The sequence below is a fragment of the uncultured Arthrobacter sp. genome (assembly GCF_902805515.1).
Taxonomy (GTDB): Bacteria; Actinomycetota; Actinomycetes; order Actinomycetales; family Micrococcaceae; genus Arthrobacter_D.
Window position 1 is genome coordinate 36,437 of the sequence record NZ_CADCTE010000001.1, and the last position, 15,236, is coordinate 51,672.

At 68.1% G+C, this 15,236-nt stretch carries 16 protein-coding genes; 10 read left to right on the forward strand and 6 right to left on the reverse strand.

The window, feature by feature from the left end; all coding sequences use genetic code 11:
- Positions 1 to 13: 13 nt before the first annotated feature.
- Genes QZX79_RS00170 through QZX79_RS00180 form a run of 3 tightly spaced genes read right to left on the reverse strand, consistent with a single transcriptional unit; the run spans position 14 to position 1,961 of the window.
- On the reverse strand, positions 14 to 727 hold the full coding sequence (locus QZX79_RS00170; RefSeq protein WP_294563104.1) for a DUF3618 domain-containing protein: 714 nt from the start codon (positions 725 to 727) through the stop codon (positions 14 to 16).
- Complete coding sequence (locus QZX79_RS00175; protein WP_294563106.1) at positions 724 to 1,176, reverse strand: phage holin family protein; 453 nt, start codon at positions 1,174 to 1,176, stop codon at positions 724 to 726. The genes QZX79_RS00170 and QZX79_RS00175 overlap by 4 nt, the downstream gene beginning before the upstream one ends.
- A complete protein-coding gene (locus QZX79_RS00180) occupies positions 1,176 to 1,961 on the reverse strand; it encodes a hypothetical protein (RefSeq protein WP_294563108.1) in 786 nt (261 codons plus the stop codon). The genes QZX79_RS00175 and QZX79_RS00180 overlap by 1 nt, the downstream gene beginning before the upstream one ends.
- Before the next feature lie 282 nt (positions 1,962 to 2,243).
- Here QZX79_RS00180 and QZX79_RS00185 point away from each other — a divergent pair, with 282 nt between their 5' ends.
- The 6 genes from QZX79_RS00185 to QZX79_RS00210 all read left to right on the forward strand — a co-directional run bounded on the left by QZX79_RS00185 (position 2,244) and on the right by QZX79_RS00210 (position 7,595).
- Positions 2,244 to 3,125, forward strand: coding sequence for a manganese catalase family protein (locus QZX79_RS00185; protein WP_294563110.1), 882 nt, complete (start codon positions 2,244 to 2,246; stop codon positions 3,123 to 3,125).
- A 36-nt stretch (positions 3,126 to 3,161) separates the two neighbouring features.
- The gene (locus QZX79_RS00190; protein WP_294563112.1) at positions 3,162 to 3,629 is read left to right on the forward strand and encodes a DUF4383 domain-containing protein; all 468 of its coding nucleotides are present in this window, start codon (positions 3,162 to 3,164) and stop codon (positions 3,627 to 3,629) included.
- A 206-nt stretch (positions 3,630 to 3,835) separates the two neighbouring features.
- Entirely contained in the window at positions 3,836 to 4,867 is a 1,032-nt protein-coding gene (locus tag QZX79_RS00195; protein ID WP_294563114.1) for an iron-containing redox enzyme family protein, read from the forward strand.
- Positions 4,864 to 5,115 (forward strand): CDGSH iron-sulfur domain-containing protein, encoded by a 252-nt coding sequence (locus QZX79_RS00200; protein WP_198812886.1) that lies wholly within the window; start codon positions 4,864 to 4,866, stop codon positions 5,113 to 5,115. Before QZX79_RS00195 ends, QZX79_RS00200 begins: the two co-directional genes overlap by 4 nt.
- A 79-nt stretch (positions 5,116 to 5,194) precedes the next feature.
- Positions 5,195 to 5,944, forward strand: a complete 750-nt coding sequence (locus QZX79_RS00205) for a LamB/YcsF family protein (RefSeq protein ID WP_294563118.1) — start codon at positions 5,195 to 5,197, stop codon at positions 5,942 to 5,944.
- A 1-nt stretch (position 5,945) separates the two neighbouring features.
- On the forward strand, positions 5,946 to 7,595 hold the full coding sequence (locus QZX79_RS00210; RefSeq protein WP_294563120.1) for a carboxyltransferase domain-containing protein: 1,650 nt from the start codon (positions 5,946 to 5,948) through the stop codon (positions 7,593 to 7,595).
- On the opposite strand, the gene QZX79_RS00215 is transcribed toward QZX79_RS00210, so the two are convergent.
- Both QZX79_RS00215 and QZX79_RS00220 read right to left on the reverse strand, forming a co-directional pair.
- Positions 7,570 to 7,857: a MoaD/ThiS family protein gene (locus tag QZX79_RS00215; RefSeq protein WP_120166003.1), complete on the reverse strand. Its 288-nt coding sequence runs from the start codon at positions 7,855 to 7,857 to the stop codon at positions 7,570 to 7,572. The genes QZX79_RS00210 and QZX79_RS00215 overlap by 26 nt on opposite strands.
- A gap of 10 nt (positions 7,858 to 7,867) precedes the next feature.
- A complete protein-coding gene (locus QZX79_RS00220) occupies positions 7,868 to 8,962 on the reverse strand; it encodes an exo-alpha-sialidase (protein ID WP_294563123.1) in 1,095 nt (364 codons plus the stop codon).
- 154 nt (positions 8,963 to 9,116) lie between these two features.
- Between QZX79_RS00220 and QZX79_RS00225 the strand changes: the two genes are divergently transcribed.
- Positions 9,117 to 10,022: a DUF4031 domain-containing protein gene (locus QZX79_RS00225; protein WP_294563125.1), complete on the forward strand. Its 906-nt coding sequence runs from the start codon at positions 9,117 to 9,119 to the stop codon at positions 10,020 to 10,022.
- Here QZX79_RS00225 and QZX79_RS00230 read toward each other — a convergent pair.
- Positions 10,019 to 10,366, reverse strand: a complete 348-nt coding sequence (locus tag QZX79_RS00230; protein WP_294563127.1) for a hypothetical protein — start codon at positions 10,364 to 10,366, stop codon at positions 10,019 to 10,021. The genes QZX79_RS00225 and QZX79_RS00230 overlap by 4 nt on opposite strands.
- A 271-nt stretch (positions 10,367 to 10,637) precedes the next feature.
- Here QZX79_RS00230 and QZX79_RS00235 point away from each other — a divergent pair, with 271 nt between their 5' ends.
- The 3 genes from QZX79_RS00235 to QZX79_RS00245 all read left to right on the forward strand — a co-directional run bounded on the left by QZX79_RS00235 (position 10,638) and on the right by QZX79_RS00245 (position 15,199).
- A complete protein-coding gene (locus QZX79_RS00235; protein ID WP_294563129.1) occupies positions 10,638 to 12,032 on the forward strand; it encodes an NAD(P)/FAD-dependent oxidoreductase in 1,395 nt (464 codons plus the stop codon).
- A gap of 106 nt (positions 12,033 to 12,138) precedes the next feature.
- Entirely contained in the window at positions 12,139 to 13,521 is a 1,383-nt protein-coding gene (locus QZX79_RS00240) for an APC family permease (protein ID WP_294563131.1), read from the forward strand.
- 31 nt (positions 13,522 to 13,552) lie between these two features.
- On the forward strand, positions 13,553 to 15,199 hold the full coding sequence (locus QZX79_RS00245) for an amidohydrolase (protein ID WP_294563133.1): 1,647 nt from the start codon (positions 13,553 to 13,555) through the stop codon (positions 15,197 to 15,199).
- The last annotated feature ends 37 nt before the right edge of the window (positions 15,200 to 15,236 follow it).

A 15,236-nucleotide genomic window follows, 5' to 3' on the forward strand; every position in this document is an offset into this window, starting at 1 on the left:
CGCACCGGGGTGATTAGAACCCGCGGGGGGTGGAGCTCGTGCTGCTGGAGCTGCTCGAGTCCTGGACCTGGCTCTTGGCGTCCTGAGCCTTGTCCTTGACGTCGGAGGCGGCCTGCTGGCCCTCCTGCTTGACGTTCTGTGCGGACTGGGCCGCGGTCTCCTTGACGGATTCCATTGCCTCCTGGGCCGGCTCCTTTAGGCCTTCGACAACCTGCTTCGCCTGATCGGCGACACCACTGGCGAGCGGGGCGGCCTGCTCCTTCAGGTTGGAGGCAGCCTCCTTTTCCTTTTGGCTTGCCGGGATCAGCGAGGCGGTCAGCAGACCTGCGCCGAAGGCGATGAGCCCGGCGGCGAGCGGGTTGCCCGCGGTCTTGTTGGTGATCTGCCGCGGCGCGTCCTGCACGGCGTGACCGGCCTGCTGGGCGGCCGACTTCGCCGAGCCGGTGGTCGAGCCGGTCTTGTCGGAGACGCCGGACTTCAGGTCGTCTGCCTTGCCCATCACGTTCGACTTGACGTCGTCTGCCTTGCCCATCACGTTCGACTTGACGTCGTCTGCTTTGCCCATCACTGAATCCTTGACGTTGCTGAAGGTGTTCTTCACCTTCTCGGTCTGGCGGTGCGCGATGTTGGACGGGTTGACCTTATCGGCCACTGCGTCAACGTCGGTACCAAGTTCACGGCGGGTGCGCTCGATGTCGGCGCGGATTTCTTCTGGCGTCTGGCTCATGGGGTCTGCTCACCTGGTTTCAGTGTTGGCGGAATTTCCTTGACGGTTTCGGCCGTGGTCGGCAGGCCGCGGATCTGTTTCATTTCCTTCTTGCCCATCGCCGCGAGAATCGCGGCGATGATGCCCCAGATAACCGCGACGATGACCGCGGCCCATCCGATCGGCATGATGACATCCAGTCCCCACATCAGAGCGAGGGACAGGAACAGGAGCACGAAGTGTCCTCCGACGGCGGCACCGGCAAACATTCCGGCGCCCTTGCCTGCATTTTTGCCGGACTCGGTCAGCTCTGCCTTGGCGAGGGCAACTTCCTGGCGCATCAGCGTCGAGAGGTTGCGGGTCACGTCCGAGAGCAGCTCGCCCACCGAGTTGTTGGCGGCCCGCTGTTCAGCCTCCGAGGGAGGCGGCGGAGCGGCGGAGTGGGCTCCGCCGGTGTATGCGTCGCTCATTAGCGCAGATCCCTTTCATCAGGAAGCGTGCCCACGGGCGGGGTTCCCGGGGGAATGGTCGGGTAGTCGGAGGCCGGGTCGACGAAGGCCGGTGAGGACTCGGCGACGTGGGTGCCCCGTGACGTCTGCGGGATAGAGGCCGTGGTGCCGGTGTAGGCGGGGGTACCCGTGTAGGAAGGGGCGCCGTAGCCGTAATCGCTGCCCGGCGTCGTGTTCAGGCGATCCTGGCCCGACTTGGCGTCGGCCTGGGCTCCGGCCAGTCCACGGGTCAGGCGGCCTACGACGAGGCCCGCTCCTGCCGCAATCGCGAGGAAGGCTCCCGGACGGCGGCGGGCAAAGCCCTTGACGTCCTCGAGGATGTCGGTGGCGTCACGGTTCTCAAGCCAGCCGGCGACGGAGTTGGTCCGCTGGGATGCCTGCTGAACCAGGTTGGACACCATCTTGTTGTCGGACTTGTCCGCCATCGAGCGGAGCTCGTCGCTGATCGAACGCAGGCCCTCGGTCGCCTTCTGCTGCTGCGCACCGGCCTGGTTCTTGAGGTCCGATCCGAGTCCGCTGACGAGGCCCTTGGCCTGGGTGCCGGCTTCGGCGGCGACGTTCTTGGCTTCCGAGGCGGCGGTCTGCGCTACGTGCTGTGCGGCGCCCGCGCCTTCCTTGCCGACCTCCTTGGCCTGGCCCTTGGCGACCGAGGTCGTCGACTCGCCTGCCTGGGTGCTGCCGCTCTCGTAGTTCGAGCCGGTGGTTGACGGAACCAGTGGATCCTGCGGCCAATTCTGCGTAGTCATGTTAGTTCCTTACGTTGATATTGCCGGTGAAACGGATGCTCCATCGTGTAAGCGATGCGTTCGTCCGGCGGCGTCCGCCTGACTTACTTCCTAAAGCTAAGCATGCTTACTTTAATCGCGCAAGCCACTCGGGGCATTCCTGCAAGTTTTAAATAAGTACGCTTACTATCTTCCGGAAATGCTAATCAAAGGTCTAGCGTCGAAGCAAGAGGTCCGGCGGATGCCCTGCCTTCGAGGGCGGGGTGCCGCAAGGCCGGACCGGAACGGGGAAGGTGTCCACCAGTGTTTCTTCACAAGCAGGAACTGCAGTACAAGGCCTCTCCGGATGCGCCCGACGCCGTCTATGCGCGGAAGCTGCAGGAGGTTCTCGGCGGCCAGTACGGCGAAATCACAGTAGCCCTCCAGTACAGCTTTCAGGCTTGGAACGCCCATGTTCCTGGGAAGTACAGGGACCTCCTCTTCGGGATCGGGGCCGAGGAGTTCGGCCATGTCGAAATGCTCGCGACCATGATCGCCCAGCTGCTGGAAAAGGCCCCGCTTGGCATTACGGAGGACGCCGTCCAGTCCGATCCGGCCGTGGCGGCCGTCCTGGGCGGTACGGACATGCAGCACGCCATTGTCGCCGGTGCGGGCGCCCGGGCAGTGGACAGCATGGGGAACCCCTGGCAGGGAAGCTACATCACCGCCAGCGGAAACCTGCTGGCCGACTTCACGGCCAATGCCAACGCGGAAATGCAGGGCCGCCTCCAGGTGGCACGGCTCTATCACATGACGGATGACCACGGGGTGCGGGACATGCTCTCCTTCCTGCTGGCCCGGGACACCATGCACCAGAACCAGTGGATGGCGGCGGCTCGGGAACTGCAGGAGTCGAAGATGGAAGAACTGCCCGTACCAAGCAACTTCCCCCTGAAGAAGGAAGCCCGGGAGGTCTCCTACCAGTACCTCAACTTCTCCGATGGCAAAGCCGCGGCCGAGGGGAGCTGGGCGTCCGGCCCGACTCCGGACGGGAAGGGCGAGTTCAGCTATCACGAGGGACCCACGACGCGGGCTCCGATGCCGTCGGCGACCCACCCGGACTCACGTTTCTACGGCACCACAGAAATACCCAATGTCGTGGAAAAGGCTGCGGGAACACTGCAGGACAAACTGAACCGCGAATAAGACTCTGTCCATATCAACCCATGAAAGGGAGAAGCAATGACATCGAACAATAGGGTGGCCACGGGGAAGACCACCGTGCAGAAAGCGGCTCAGGCGGTCGGGGCGGTATTCGTCCTGGTCGGAATCCTCGGCTTCATCCCGGGCATCACCACCAACTACGCGTCCCTGGCATTCGCCGGGCACCAGTCCGGGGCACTGCTCCTCGGCCTGTTCCAGGTCTCGATCCTCCACAACATCGTGCACCTGCTCTACGGGATCGCCGGCCTTGCCATGGCCAAAACAGCCTCGGGGGCGAAGAACTACCTGCTGTGGGGCGGGGTCATCTACCTCGTCCTCTGGCTGTACGGCCTGTTCATCGACAAGGCCTCGGCGGCCAACTTCGTGCCGCTGAACACCGCCGACGACTGGCTGCACTTCGTCCTGGGCGTCGGCATGATCGCCCTCGCCCTGCTGCTTGGCCGCGGCGCGAGCCGCACGACGACCCGGTCCGCAACCCGCCGGTAACCTCCTATCCGCCGTCGGCCACCGCTGGGGGTGGTCGGCGGCCCTGCTGCCGGGGCGTCCACCTACAGGGTGGGTGCCCCGGCAGTTCCCTGTCCGGGAAGGAACCGGCAACCGCCGAAGGAAAACGAAGTATGCTTAGCGTTCAGTTGTGACCCCGGCTCTCCGGCCTGAATCAGAAAGCCGGCCCGAAAGAGAAAGAGTGTCCGATGAAGCAGCCCACGGCGCGCGGAAATGTCAGCGCACTTCTCCTGGAGATCACCACCGGCGAGCCGCCCGCCGCGGCTAAGGCTCAGGACCTGGAGGATGCGGTGCGGAACGCGCTCGCCCGCACCGCCGACATCGTCGTCGACGATGACCTCCAGTTGGCCCTCTTCTGCCTGTACGAGCTTCACTACTCCGGCCTCGACGGTGCCGCCGAGGGCTGGGAGTGGGACCCTGGCCTGATCCGGGTCCGCCAGCTGATCGAGGCCGTCTTCGAGGAGCGGCTGCGAACCGCCGTGGTGGTTGACGCGGCTCCGGAGCCCACCAGCGAGGCCGTGGCGGCTGAACTTTTCCGGATGACCGGAGAGGACACCGGCCCGAGCATGTCGCGCTTCGTCGCGAGGGAGGCAAATGCGGAGCAGCTGCGGGAGTTCCTGATCCAGAAGTCGATCTACCAGCTCAAGGAGGCGGACCCGCACACCTGGGCCATTCCCCGCCTGACCGGGCGCGCGAAGGCCGCCCTCGTTGAAATCCAGGCGGACGAGTACGGCGGAGGACATCCGGACCGGATGCATTCGGCGCTCTTCGCGCGCACCATGCGTGCCGTCGGCCTCGATGACACCTACGGGGCCTACATTGACGCGGCTCCTGCCATCACGCTCGCCTCGACGAACATGATGTCGCTGTTCGGGCTGAACCGGCGCCTGCGCGGCGCCATCGTGGGACACCTGACCGCGTATGAGATGACCTCCTCCCAGCCCAACCGGCTCTACGCCCGCGGGTTCGCCCGCCACGGCTACGGGGAGGACGCCACCGGATACTTCGAGGAGCACGTCGAGGCCGACGCCGTCCACGAGCAGATCGCCGGGCGGGACCTTGCCGGGGGCCTGGTCGAGGCCGATCCCCGGCTCCTGGGAGACGTACTCTTCGGAGCGGCGGCTGCCCTGCTCGTGGACTCCTGGATGACCCGGCACATTATGGATGCCTGGGCCGAGGGCCGCTCCTCGCTGCAGCCGGACCGGTCGTTCGCCGCATGAGCCCCGCCGATCCGGCCCCGCGCGCCGGGGACGCCCGCAGCGGCACTCCGGCTGCCTCGATCGTCGCCTGCCCCGACGGTCCGCTGCTGGTCCGCGGCGAATTCGAGGTGGTCACCCCCGACGGCGAGGCGCTGCCGCGGACCCGGCGCACCGTGGCGCTGTGCCGGTGCGGGGCCTCGGTCCTCAAGCCCTATTGTGACGGGTCCCACAAGCTGATCGGATTCAAGACCGAGCCTCCCGCGCCATAGCTGCGCCGGTGCTGGCTCCGCGTTTATGCTCGAGCCGGGGCCCAATCCGGTCCCGGGCGCGAAGGGTGGCGGTGATCGAATGGATCTGAACAGCGACGTAGGGGAATCCTTCGGCAACTGGACCTTCGGCGACGACGCCGCGGTGATCCGGTCGGTCTCCAGCGTCAACGTTGCCTGCGGCTTCCACGCCGGCGACCCCACCGGCATCCGGTCGACCTGTGCGGCCGCGGCGGCCGCGGGCGTGACGGTGGGCGCCCACCCGGGATACCGCGACCTGGCCGGCTTCGGGCGCCGGTTCCTGGACGTCGCGCCCGCAGAGCTCGCGGACGACCTCATTTACCAGATCGGCGCGCTCCAGGCGCTGGCCCGCGCGGCCGGCACCAGGGTTTCCTACGTCAAACCCCACGGCGCGCTCTACAACACCATCGTCCACCACCAAGGCCACGCGCGGGCGGTCGTGGATGCGGTGCGCGGGGTGGATGAAACCCTGCCGCTGCTGGTCCTCCCGCACTCGGAAATCGAACGCGCCGCCCGCGCGTCGGGCCTCCGGACCGTCGTTGAGGCCTTCGCCGACCGTGCCTATACCCCGGAAGGAACGCTCGTCGACCGGCGCGAGGAGGGCGCCGTGCTGCACGATACCGGCGAGGTCGTCGAGCACGTCCTGCGGATCGCCACCGAAGGGAGGATCCGGGCGGTGGACGGATCCTCGGTGGACATCGCCGCCGAAAGCATCTGCGTCCACGGCGACACCCCGGGGGCGGTGCGGATGGCCGCCGCCGTGCGCGACGCCCTCACCGGCGCGGGAGTGGCCATCGCTGGATTCGCCTGACATGGACCCGGGTGTTCCGATCCGCGCCGTGGGTGACCGCGCCGTCCTCGTCGAGCTTCCCGGCCTGCCCGAGGTGCTCAGCCTGCAGGCGCAGCTGGAAGCGGAGCCGTCCGAAGGCCAGCTCGACGTCGTGGCCGCCGCACAGACCGTCCTGGTCACCGCCGGGTCTCCGCGGCAGGCCGCCGGGATCGCCCGGCGGATCCGCTCCCTGGACTTCTCGGTTCGGCCCCGCGCCGAGGAGGCCCACATCGACATTGAGGTGGTGTACGACGGCGCCGACCTCGCGGAGGTGGCCCGGCACGCCGGGCTCAGTGAATCCGGAGTTATTGAGGCCCACACCTCGCAGGACTGGACCGCCGCCTTCGGGGGCTTCGCGCCGGGATTCGCCTACCTGACCGGCGGCGACCGGCGGCTGGAGGTGCCGCGCCGGGCGTCACCGCGGACGTCGGTTCCGGCCGGCTCGGTGGCCCTCGCGGGAGGCTACTCGGCCATCTATCCGCGCGAATCCCCCGGCGGCTGGCAGCTGATCGGGCGTACGGACGCCGTGCTGTGGGACCTCGGCCGGGACGTGCCGGCCCTCATCCGGCCGGGCCACCGGGTGCGTTTCACCGCCGTCCGGGAGTCGGTCAGCACGTCGGCGCGGCCCGGCGCTGCGTCCGGCGGTCCCGCGACCCAGCCCGCCCGGCGGCGCCGTGGAGCGCCCCATGACGTTTCCGTTCCTGCCTCCGGCCCCGGGGCGTTCGTCGTGGAGACGGGGCTGTCCAGCGTGCTCGAAGATCTTGGGCGTCCCGGATACGCGGCCCTCGGCGTGGCGGGTTCCGGTGCGCTCGACCGGGGGTCCTGCCGCCAGGCCAACCGGCTGGTCGGCAACCCGTCCGGCGCCGCCGTCGTCGAATCGCTCTTCGGTGGCCTGGTCCTCGAGTCCCGGTCGGAACTGGTGCTGGCGGTGACCGGGGCGCCGGCACCCTTGGCGGTGACCTCGCCCGGGGGGACCCGGCGGAGCGTTGACACCTGCGCTCCCTTCCTGCTGCGGGCCGGGGAAAGGCTTGCGGTCGGGGCGCCCGCCGAGGGGCTGCGCACCTATACCGCGGTCCGGGGTGGCTGGGAGGCGGCTCCGGTCCTGGGGAGCCGGTCAACCGACGTCCTCTCCGGCCTCGGCCCCGAGCCCCTGGCCCGCGGCGGGTTCCTCCGCGCGGGCACCGACCCCGGCAGCGCGGTGGGAAACCCCGAGCTGCCCTCGGCTGTGTCCCGGCCGGCGGTGCTGCGGATCGTGCCGGGGCCCCGGGCCGACTGGTTCGCCGACGGGGAACCCGCCCGCCTGTGCGCGGCGCGGTGGACCGTCACACCGCAGTCGAACCGGGTCGGCCTACGCCTCGACGGCCCGGCGCTGCGGCGGGTGGAATCCGGAGAACTGCCCAGTGAGGGCGTCGTGCGGGGAGCCCTTCAGGTGCCGCCGTCGGGCCTTCCGGTGCTGTTCCTCGCCGACCATCCCGTGACCGGGGGATACCCGGTGATCGGCGTGGTGATTTCCGAAGACCTCGACCGGGCGGCGCAGCTGCCGCCCGGAGCGGAGGTCCGGTTCGAGGCGTCCCCCGGGCACTCGCCCTTCCCGGCCGGTCCCCGGGTCAGCCCCCTGCCACCGACTGGATGACCATCACGGTGTCGCCGGGCTCCACGGGCGTGTCAAGGAGCTCCAGCCGGCGCACGTCCTCGCCTCCGACATAGATATTCACGTAACGCCGCAGCGCGCCGGTCTCATCGCGGATCCGCCGCTCAAGCAGCGGCCTCCCTTCGGACAACCGGTCGAGGAGGCCTCCGACGGTCATCGGTGCGTCCGCCGGCAGCACCACCTCGCTGCGCCCCTCGACCAGCGGGCGCAGGAGGGTCGGAATCAGGACGCTGACGGAATCCACGGCGGAACGCTCAATCCGCGACGACGGCGGCGCGCACCGTGAGGACGTCGGGAAGGTGGGAGGCGACCTCCACGAAGGATTCACCCTCGTCGGCGCTCGCATACACGCTGCCACCGCGGGTGCCGAAGTACACGCCGACGGGGTCGGCGGCGTCGACGGCGGCCGCATCACGCAGCACGGCGTTGTACTCCCGGGTGGGCAGGCCGCGGTGCAGCCGGGACCACGACCCGCCGCCGTCGTCGGTGCGGTGCACCGCGAGTTCGCCGTCCGGCGGGATCCGCTCGCCGTCGGCCTTCAGCGGAATGACCCACGCGGTGCCTGGCCGGCGCGGATGGGAGAGCATGACGAAGCCGAAGTCCGACGGCAGCCCCTCGGCGATTGAAGTCCAGGTGTCGCCGGCGTCAGGTGTGGCGTAGACGCCGTGGTGGTTCTGCGCATACAGGTGCCGCGGGTTTCCGGCGTCGCGGGCGATCTTATGCACGCACTGCCCGAACTCCGGCTGCGGATCGGGCAGGAAGTAGGCGGAGATGCCGCGGTTGCGCGGCTCCCACGAGGTTCCGCCGTCCACCGAGCGGTAGACCCCGCCGGTGCTCATGGCGACGTGGATCGAGTCATCGGCCGGGCTGGGGAGGACGGTGTGGGCCGCGGCCCCGCCGTACCCCGCGCCCCACTCACTGCGGTGCGGGTGGTCCCAGAGGCCGCGGTTGAGTTCGAAGTGCTCCCCGCCGTCGGTGGATTTCCAGACGGAGATCGGCTCGCACCCGGCCCACACCACACCCGGCCGGCCTTCGGAGTCCGGCTGGATCTGCCAGATCCGCTCAAGGGCGGCGCCGTCGTCCGAATCGAAACCGATGCTTCCGCGTTCCGGCTCGGTCCAGGTGGCGCCCAGGTCGTCGGAGTGGACGACCGACGGCCCCCAGTGCTCCGACCGCGTGCCCACCAGGATGCGGGTGCGCCCGCCCCGCGTGTCGATGCCGACGCCGGGGACCTCCTGCATGAGGAACAGCGGATCGGACAGGGTCCAGGACCGGCGGTTCCGGCTGGTGGCCAGCCAGAGTCCCTTCTTGGTGCCGATGGCCAGCACCGTGGTCGCCTGGTCGTTCATAGCTGCCCCCAAATGGCTGCGTGAGCGGGATGTCGCAGGAACATTGGAAGAATGGCATACGCCACCGGATCTGTATAGGGTCGTCGGGCCCGCCGCGGTACCCGCCACGGCGGCGGCGGCATCCCGGGCCGGAACCGCTCACTAGACTTCCCTCATGGCCATCTTCATCGACCCGCCCCGGTGGCCGGCCCACGGTACCGAGTTCTCCCACCTCATCTCCAATGACTCGCTGGCAGAACTTCACGCCTTCGCGGCGGATGCCGGAGTGCCGGAGCGGGCCTTCGACGAGGACCACTACGATGTGCCGGCCCGCCGCTACGCCGATCTCGTGCGCCGGGGCGCGGTGGAGGTGAGCGGAGGGGACCTGACGCGGATCCTCGTCGCCAGCGGACTCCGGATACCGGCCCGCCGCCGCGCCAAACGCCTGAGGTCGGTGCTGGCCGGCCGGTGGGAGGCCCTCCTGCCCGGAACCGCGGACCTGGGGGCGGGCCTGGTGGAGCGGTGGAGTGAGCCGCACCGCGCCTACCACGATCTCCGCCACCTGCTCGCGGTGCTCGAGGCGCTGGACACCCTGCTGGAGCCCGACGACGCCGGGCTGCGCCGGCCGGTGCTGCTGGCGGCGTGGTTCCACGACGCCGTGTACGCCGGGCAGGCCGGACAGGACGAGGATGCTTCGGCCGCGCTCGCCGCGGACCTGCTGCGCAGGGTGCTGCCTCCCGCCGAAGTCTCCGAGGTGGAGCGGCTGGTGCTGCTGACCCGCACCCATGCACCGGCCGCCGGCGACCGGGCGGGGGCCCTGCTCTGCGACGCGGACCTGGCGGTGCTCGGCGGCAGCGGGGGAGACTACGACGCGTACGCCGCGGCGGTGCGCAAGGAGTACGCCCACGTCCCGGACGACGCGTTCACCGCCGGGCGGGCCGATATCCTCCGCCAGCTGCTGGCACTCGACACGCTCTTCTCCACCCAGAAGGGCGCGGCGCTCTGGGACGGGAGGGCCCGGGAGAATCTGCAGGCCGAACTGGCCCGGCTGGAGTCGCCGGGATCCCCCACGGCCGGTTAGCGTCCGGTCGGGCCGGCTCCGCCGTCGCCGTCGCGTGGGCGCAGCGGATGCTCACGCCAGTCCGGGGTTTCCGGCCGGCTGCCGTAGCCGGGACGGAAAAGTGGCTCATCGGGGTCCTCCACGGGACCCCTCGGCGGGGCCCCACGCCGGTGGGTGAGCCAGTAACCCCAGGCGAGCAGGGCCGCTGCAGCAAGGACCATCGCCATGCCGACCGCAAGGTTAAGCCCCGCCGTCGGGGCAACCGGTTCGCCCGTGGCCGCGGAGGTGGCAAATTCGGAGACGCCCTGCGGGACGAAGAGGGTGCTCGTAAGCAGCAGTGCCGCGCCGGAAACGTATTGTTTCACGCCGATTCTCATGATCTTCCCCTGGGTGTCGTGCCCGTGCTCCGTTGTTCCATCAAGCCTAGGTGATGCGGGGACGGCCGGCAGGCAGGAACGGCTCAATGCAACCCCGGCCACCGGGAGTCACCGGGCGGCGCGGCACCTCCCGACCGGTCCTGGAGTCCGTCATCTAGGGAAGTTCTGCTTCCTAAAATCTCCGCGGTCCTCTACAGTTCTTCGTAAATGAATGCTATTCATTTTGTGATCTAAGTCATTTCAACTCTGGAGAATTCCCATGCGGACCATCACAAGCGACGTCGTCGTTATCGGCGCCGGCCCCTCGGGGCTCACAGCAGCGCGCCAGCTGCGCCGGGCCGGCCATACCGTGACGGTCCTGGAAGCCCGCGACCGGGTCGGTGGGCGGACCCACACAGATGTCATCGAGAGTGCAACGCTCGAAGTCGGGGGCCAGTGGGTGTCACCCGACCAGACGGCCCTGCTGGGGCTGCTCGGAGAACTTGGCATGGAGACCTACTCCCGGTACCGCGAGGGAGAATCGGTCTACATTGGCGCGGACGGAACGCCTGTGCGCTACACCGGCGAGATGTTTCCGGTTTCCGCCGGCACGCAGGCCGAAATGGCGCGTCTCATCGATGTCCTTGACGGGCTCGTCGGCCAGATGGACGTCAAGGCACCCTGGGAGCACCCGCAGGCCCGTGAGCTCGACACCATCTCGTTCCATCACTGGCTGCGCCAACAGTCGGACGACGAGGAGGCCTGCAACAACATTGGCCTGTTCATCGCCGGAGGCATGCTCACCAAGCCCGCCCACGCCTTCTCCGCGCTCCAGGCGGTCCTCATGGCGGCATCGGCCGGATCCTTTTCGCACCTCGTGGACGAGGACTTCATCCTCGACAAGCGGGTGGTGGGCGGCATGCAGTCGGTCTCCGAACGGATGGCCGCCGAGCTCGGAGAGGCCGTCCTCCTCAACAATCCCGTGCGCACCCTGCGCTGGTCGGAGCATCCGGATGGAAGAACCGAGGTGACCGCCGAGGCGGACAACGCCACCGTGCGGGCCCGTTACGCCGTGGTCGCGGTGCCACCGAACCTGTATTCGCGGATCTCCTACGTGCCGGCTCTCCCACGCCGGCAGCACCAGATGCACCAGCATCAGTCCCTCGGACTCGTCATCAAGGTGCACGCCGTCTACATGACTCCCTTCTGGCGCGACAACGGCCTGTCGGGCACCGGATTCAGCGCAGGATCCATCGTGCAGGAGGTCTACGACAACACCAATCACGGCGACAGCCGCGGAACACTCGTCGGATTCGTGTCGGACGAGAAAGCCGACGCCATGTTCGACCTCGAGCCCACCGAACGCCGGCAGCGGATCCTCGAATCGATCGCAGGCTTCCTCGGGCCCCAGGCACTTCACCCCGAGGTGTACTACGAATCGGACTGGGCATCGGAGGAATGGACCCGCGGTGCCTATGCCTCCAGCTACGACCTCGGCGGCCTGCACCGGTACGGGCGCCACCAGCTCACCCCGGTCGGACCCATCCACTGGTCCTGCTCGGACCTTGCGGCGGAGGGGTACCAGCACGTGGACGGAGCGATCCGCATGGGCCAGCTCACCGCCACCCAGATCATCGCGGCCCTTGCCGCCCAAAGCGCTGCAACCATCCACTAGTCAGCGCACGGCGGCCGCCTCCGGCCCATCAGCCCGGGAGGACAGCCGTCGACAACCCATCGAAATGCACAACTGACAGGTAAATCGAGGAGTTCTTGTGGAAGGAATGAATTCCCGTGGATCCAGCGCCGCAGCGGCGCCGGAACGGGAGCAGGCCCTGCGCCGGGTGATGGGAACCCCCGCGCTGGTTATTTTCGGGCTGGCCTATATGGTCCCGCTCACGGTCTTCACGACCTACGGTCTTGTCACGACCCTCACCGAGGGCCACCTGCCGGCGGCATACGTCGTCACCCTCGCGGCCATGATGTTCACGGCCCTCAGTTATGCCTTCCTCGTCCGGGTCATACCTTCGGCCGGATCTGCCTACAGCTTTACCCAGCGCATTTTCGGGGGCCACGTAGGTTTCGTGACCGGGTGGACGCTGATGCTCGACTATCTCCTCCTTCCACTTATCAACTACCTCCTGATCGGCCTGTACCTGAACGCCCAGTTCCCCTCAATACCGATGTGGGTGTTCACCGTGGCAGCGATCGCCCTGGTCACCGTGCTTAATATCGTCGGAATCTCCGTCGTGCGGAATGCGAACCTGGTCCTCGTCGGCATGCAGATCGTCTTCGTTGCGGTGTTCATCGTGCTGACAGCCGGCAGCATCTCGACGGGCCAGTCACTTGTGGCGCCGTTCTTCTCCCCTGACCTGCGGCTTGGCCTAATCCTGAGCGGTTCGGCGATCCTCTGCCTTTCCTTCCTTGGCTTCGATGCGGTTTCCACAATGTCCGAGGAAGCGAAGGACCCGCGGCGCACGGTGCCGCGCGCCGTCCTGCTGACCACGCTGATCGGCGGAGCGATGTTCATTCTGATCTCCTGGGTGGCCCACCTTGCGTTCCCGGACTGGCAGGAGTTCACCGACCCCGATGCGGCCGCCGTTGAGATCATGAACAGTCTTGGCGGCAACGCCATGGCTGCCTTCTTCCTGGCCGCCTACATCGCCGGATGCGTCGGATCCGCCATGGCGTCGCAGGCAAGCGTTTCACGCATCATGTTCGCGATGGGGCGGGACGGTGTGATTCCCAGGTCCGTCTTCGGCCGGGTCAGCGAGCGCTTCCGCTCTCCGGTCGGGGCGATCCTCGTTGTGTCGGCCGTCTCCCTGCTGGCACTTGTCCTTGATCTTGGAACAGTGGCATCGGTCATCAGCTTCGGTGCCCTGTTTGCCTTCTCGCTGGTGAACCTTGGAGCCATCAAGCACTTCCTCGTCGACCACGGCCGGAGGAGCGGACGCGACCTGCTCAAGTACGGGCTGGTCCCTGCCATCGGGTTCCTCCTCACAGTGTGGCTGTGGTTCAGCCTTTCGGCATCGGCCTTCGCCGTGGGATCGATCTGGCTGGTGATCGGGGTCGCCTATCTCGTCGTCCTGACACGCGGTTTCCGACGCCCGCCACCTCAGGTCGACCTCGACGAGAAAACAGTCAGCCCGGCCACGAGCAGTGCCTGAGCGCTGCGTCCACGATGAAGGAGTGGATCCAATGAAAGCCGACCTGATTGTCCTGGCCAGGACGGTCCACACGCTGGACGGCGGCATGCGGCCGGTCGAGGCGGTGGCCGTCCGGGACGGTATCATCACGGCGGTCGGCAGCCGGGAGGACATGGACGGATGGAGGTCCGCTGACACCGAAGTGGTCGATTTCGGTGCCGGAACCCTCACCCCGGGGCTTGTTGACGGACACCTCCATCCGGTGATGGCGCTGGACACCGTCCGGGGCTGCGACCTGTCCGGCGTGCAGACCATCGAGCAGCTGCGGGAAGCGCTGCACCGTGAGGCAGCCGCCCAAGGGCCGGGGGAGTGGGTGTTCGCCTGGGGGTTGGACCCCACGGTTTTCGGACCGGTGCCGCTGCACCGGAAGGTGATCGACGACGTCCTTGGCGGCCGCCCCTGCCTGGTGAGGGTCTTCGACGCCCACTCGGCTCTGGCCAGCAGCCGTGCGTTGGCCGCAGCGGGAATCGACGGCCCGCTGACGGCCGACGCGGACCCGGGCATCGTGCGTGACGACACGGGCGCCCCCACCGGGCTCCTGCTTGAGTGGGATGCGATCAGCGCTGTCACCTCCGCTCTTCCCGAAGACAACTTTGCGACGCGCAGGATGCGGCTCAAGGAATTCCTTCGGGCCCTGTCCCGGGCCGGACTGACGGCCGGGCACGTCATGGACCTGAATAAGGACTCGCTTGAACTCCTGGCAGCGCTCGAACGGGACGGTGAACTGCCGCTTCGTCTCTACTGCGCCCCATGGTGCATGCCGGGAAGCACCGAAGCCGATCTGGGTGCGATCGCCGATCTCGTGCAGCTCAGCGGCCGGCGGTGGTCCGTCAACGCGGTCAAGTTCTTCATCGACGGCACCATCGACAACGGCACGGCGTGGCTCTCCTATCCCGACGTCAACGGAGAATCAGCCGCGCCGTTCTGGCCGGATCCGGCCGACTACACCAAGGCCGTGCACTATTTCGCGTCCAGGGGCATCCGGACGGCGACCCATGCGATCGGCGACGCCGGCATCACCCGTGCCCTGGACACCATCGCGTCGATTGCGTCCTCGGCGCCTGCCGTCATCCACCGCATCGAGCACATCGAAACGGCCTCCGATGAGGTAATCCGGCGTTTCGCCGCCGCGGGGGTGGCGGCGAGCATGCAGCCCACCCACTGCACCCACTACACGCGGGCCGACCACAGCGACAACTGGTCGACGCGGCTGGGTGACGAGCGGGCCGACCAGGCGTGGCGCTGCCGGGACCTGCGAGAGGTTGGGGGGACCCTCGTGCTTGGCTCTGATTGGCCCATCGCACCGTTCGAGCCCCTGCCGATCCTGGCCGACGCCCAACTGCGGCGACGGCACGACCGTCCCCTCGAGGCGGCGGTTGGGCCGGCCCAGGCCCTTACACCCCTCCAGGCGCTCGAAGGCTACACAACCCATGCCGCCCGTGCCGCGGGGCTCTCCGAGATCACCGGATCCATCACCGTGGGCAAACGCGCGGACTTCACCGCGTTCGAATGCGATCCCCTGGCGACGCCCCCGGAAACGCTCGCAGCCAGCAGAGTCCTTGGCACCGTCGTCGGCGGTGTCGTGCAGTTCACCGACGGACTCGAGCTCGCCGCACCAACAATAGGAGGAGCACCATGACCCGCCATCAATCCACACGCCGTCACCTCTCCGCAGT

Bases quoted from the DNA above. Each gene is read 5' to 3' on its own strand.
- QZX79_RS00240 (WP_294563131.1), top strand. From the start codon at position 12,139: ATGAATTCCCGTGGATCCAGCGCCGCAGCGGCGCCGGAACGGGAGCAG.
- QZX79_RS00245 (WP_294563133.1), top strand. From the start codon at position 13,553: ATGAAAGCCGACCTGATTGTCCTGGCCAGGACGGTCCACACGCTGGAC.
- QZX79_RS00200 (WP_198812886.1), top strand. From the start codon at position 4,864: ATGAGCCCCGCCGATCCGGCCCCGCGCGCCGGGGACGCCCGCAGCGGC.
- QZX79_RS00170 (WP_294563104.1), bottom strand. From the start codon at position 727: ATGAGCCAGACGCCAGAAGAAATCCGCGCCGACATCGAGCGCACCCGC.
- QZX79_RS00220 (WP_294563123.1), bottom strand. From the start codon at position 8,962: ATGAACGACCAGGCGACCACGGTGCTGGCCATCGGCACCAAGAAGGGA.
- QZX79_RS00210 (WP_294563120.1), top strand. From the start codon at position 5,946: ATGGACCCGGGTGTTCCGATCCGCGCCGTGGGTGACCGCGCCGTCCTC.
- QZX79_RS00195 (WP_294563114.1), top strand. From the start codon at position 3,836: ATGAAGCAGCCCACGGCGCGCGGAAATGTCAGCGCACTTCTCCTGGAG.
- QZX79_RS00175 (WP_294563106.1), bottom strand. From the start codon at position 1,176: ATGAGCGACGCATACACCGGCGGAGCCCACTCCGCCGCTCCGCCGCCT.
- QZX79_RS00190 (WP_294563112.1), top strand. From the start codon at position 3,162: ATGACATCGAACAATAGGGTGGCCACGGGGAAGACCACCGTGCAGAAA.
- QZX79_RS00180 (WP_294563108.1), bottom strand. From the start codon at position 1,961: ATGACTACGCAGAATTGGCCGCAGGATCCACTGGTTCCGTCAACCACC.
- QZX79_RS00205 (WP_294563118.1), top strand. From the start codon at position 5,195: ATGGATCTGAACAGCGACGTAGGGGAATCCTTCGGCAACTGGACCTTC.
- QZX79_RS00225 (WP_294563125.1), top strand. From the start codon at position 9,117: ATGGCCATCTTCATCGACCCGCCCCGGTGGCCGGCCCACGGTACCGAG.
- QZX79_RS00235 (WP_294563129.1), top strand. From the start codon at position 10,638: ATGCGGACCATCACAAGCGACGTCGTCGTTATCGGCGCCGGCCCCTCG.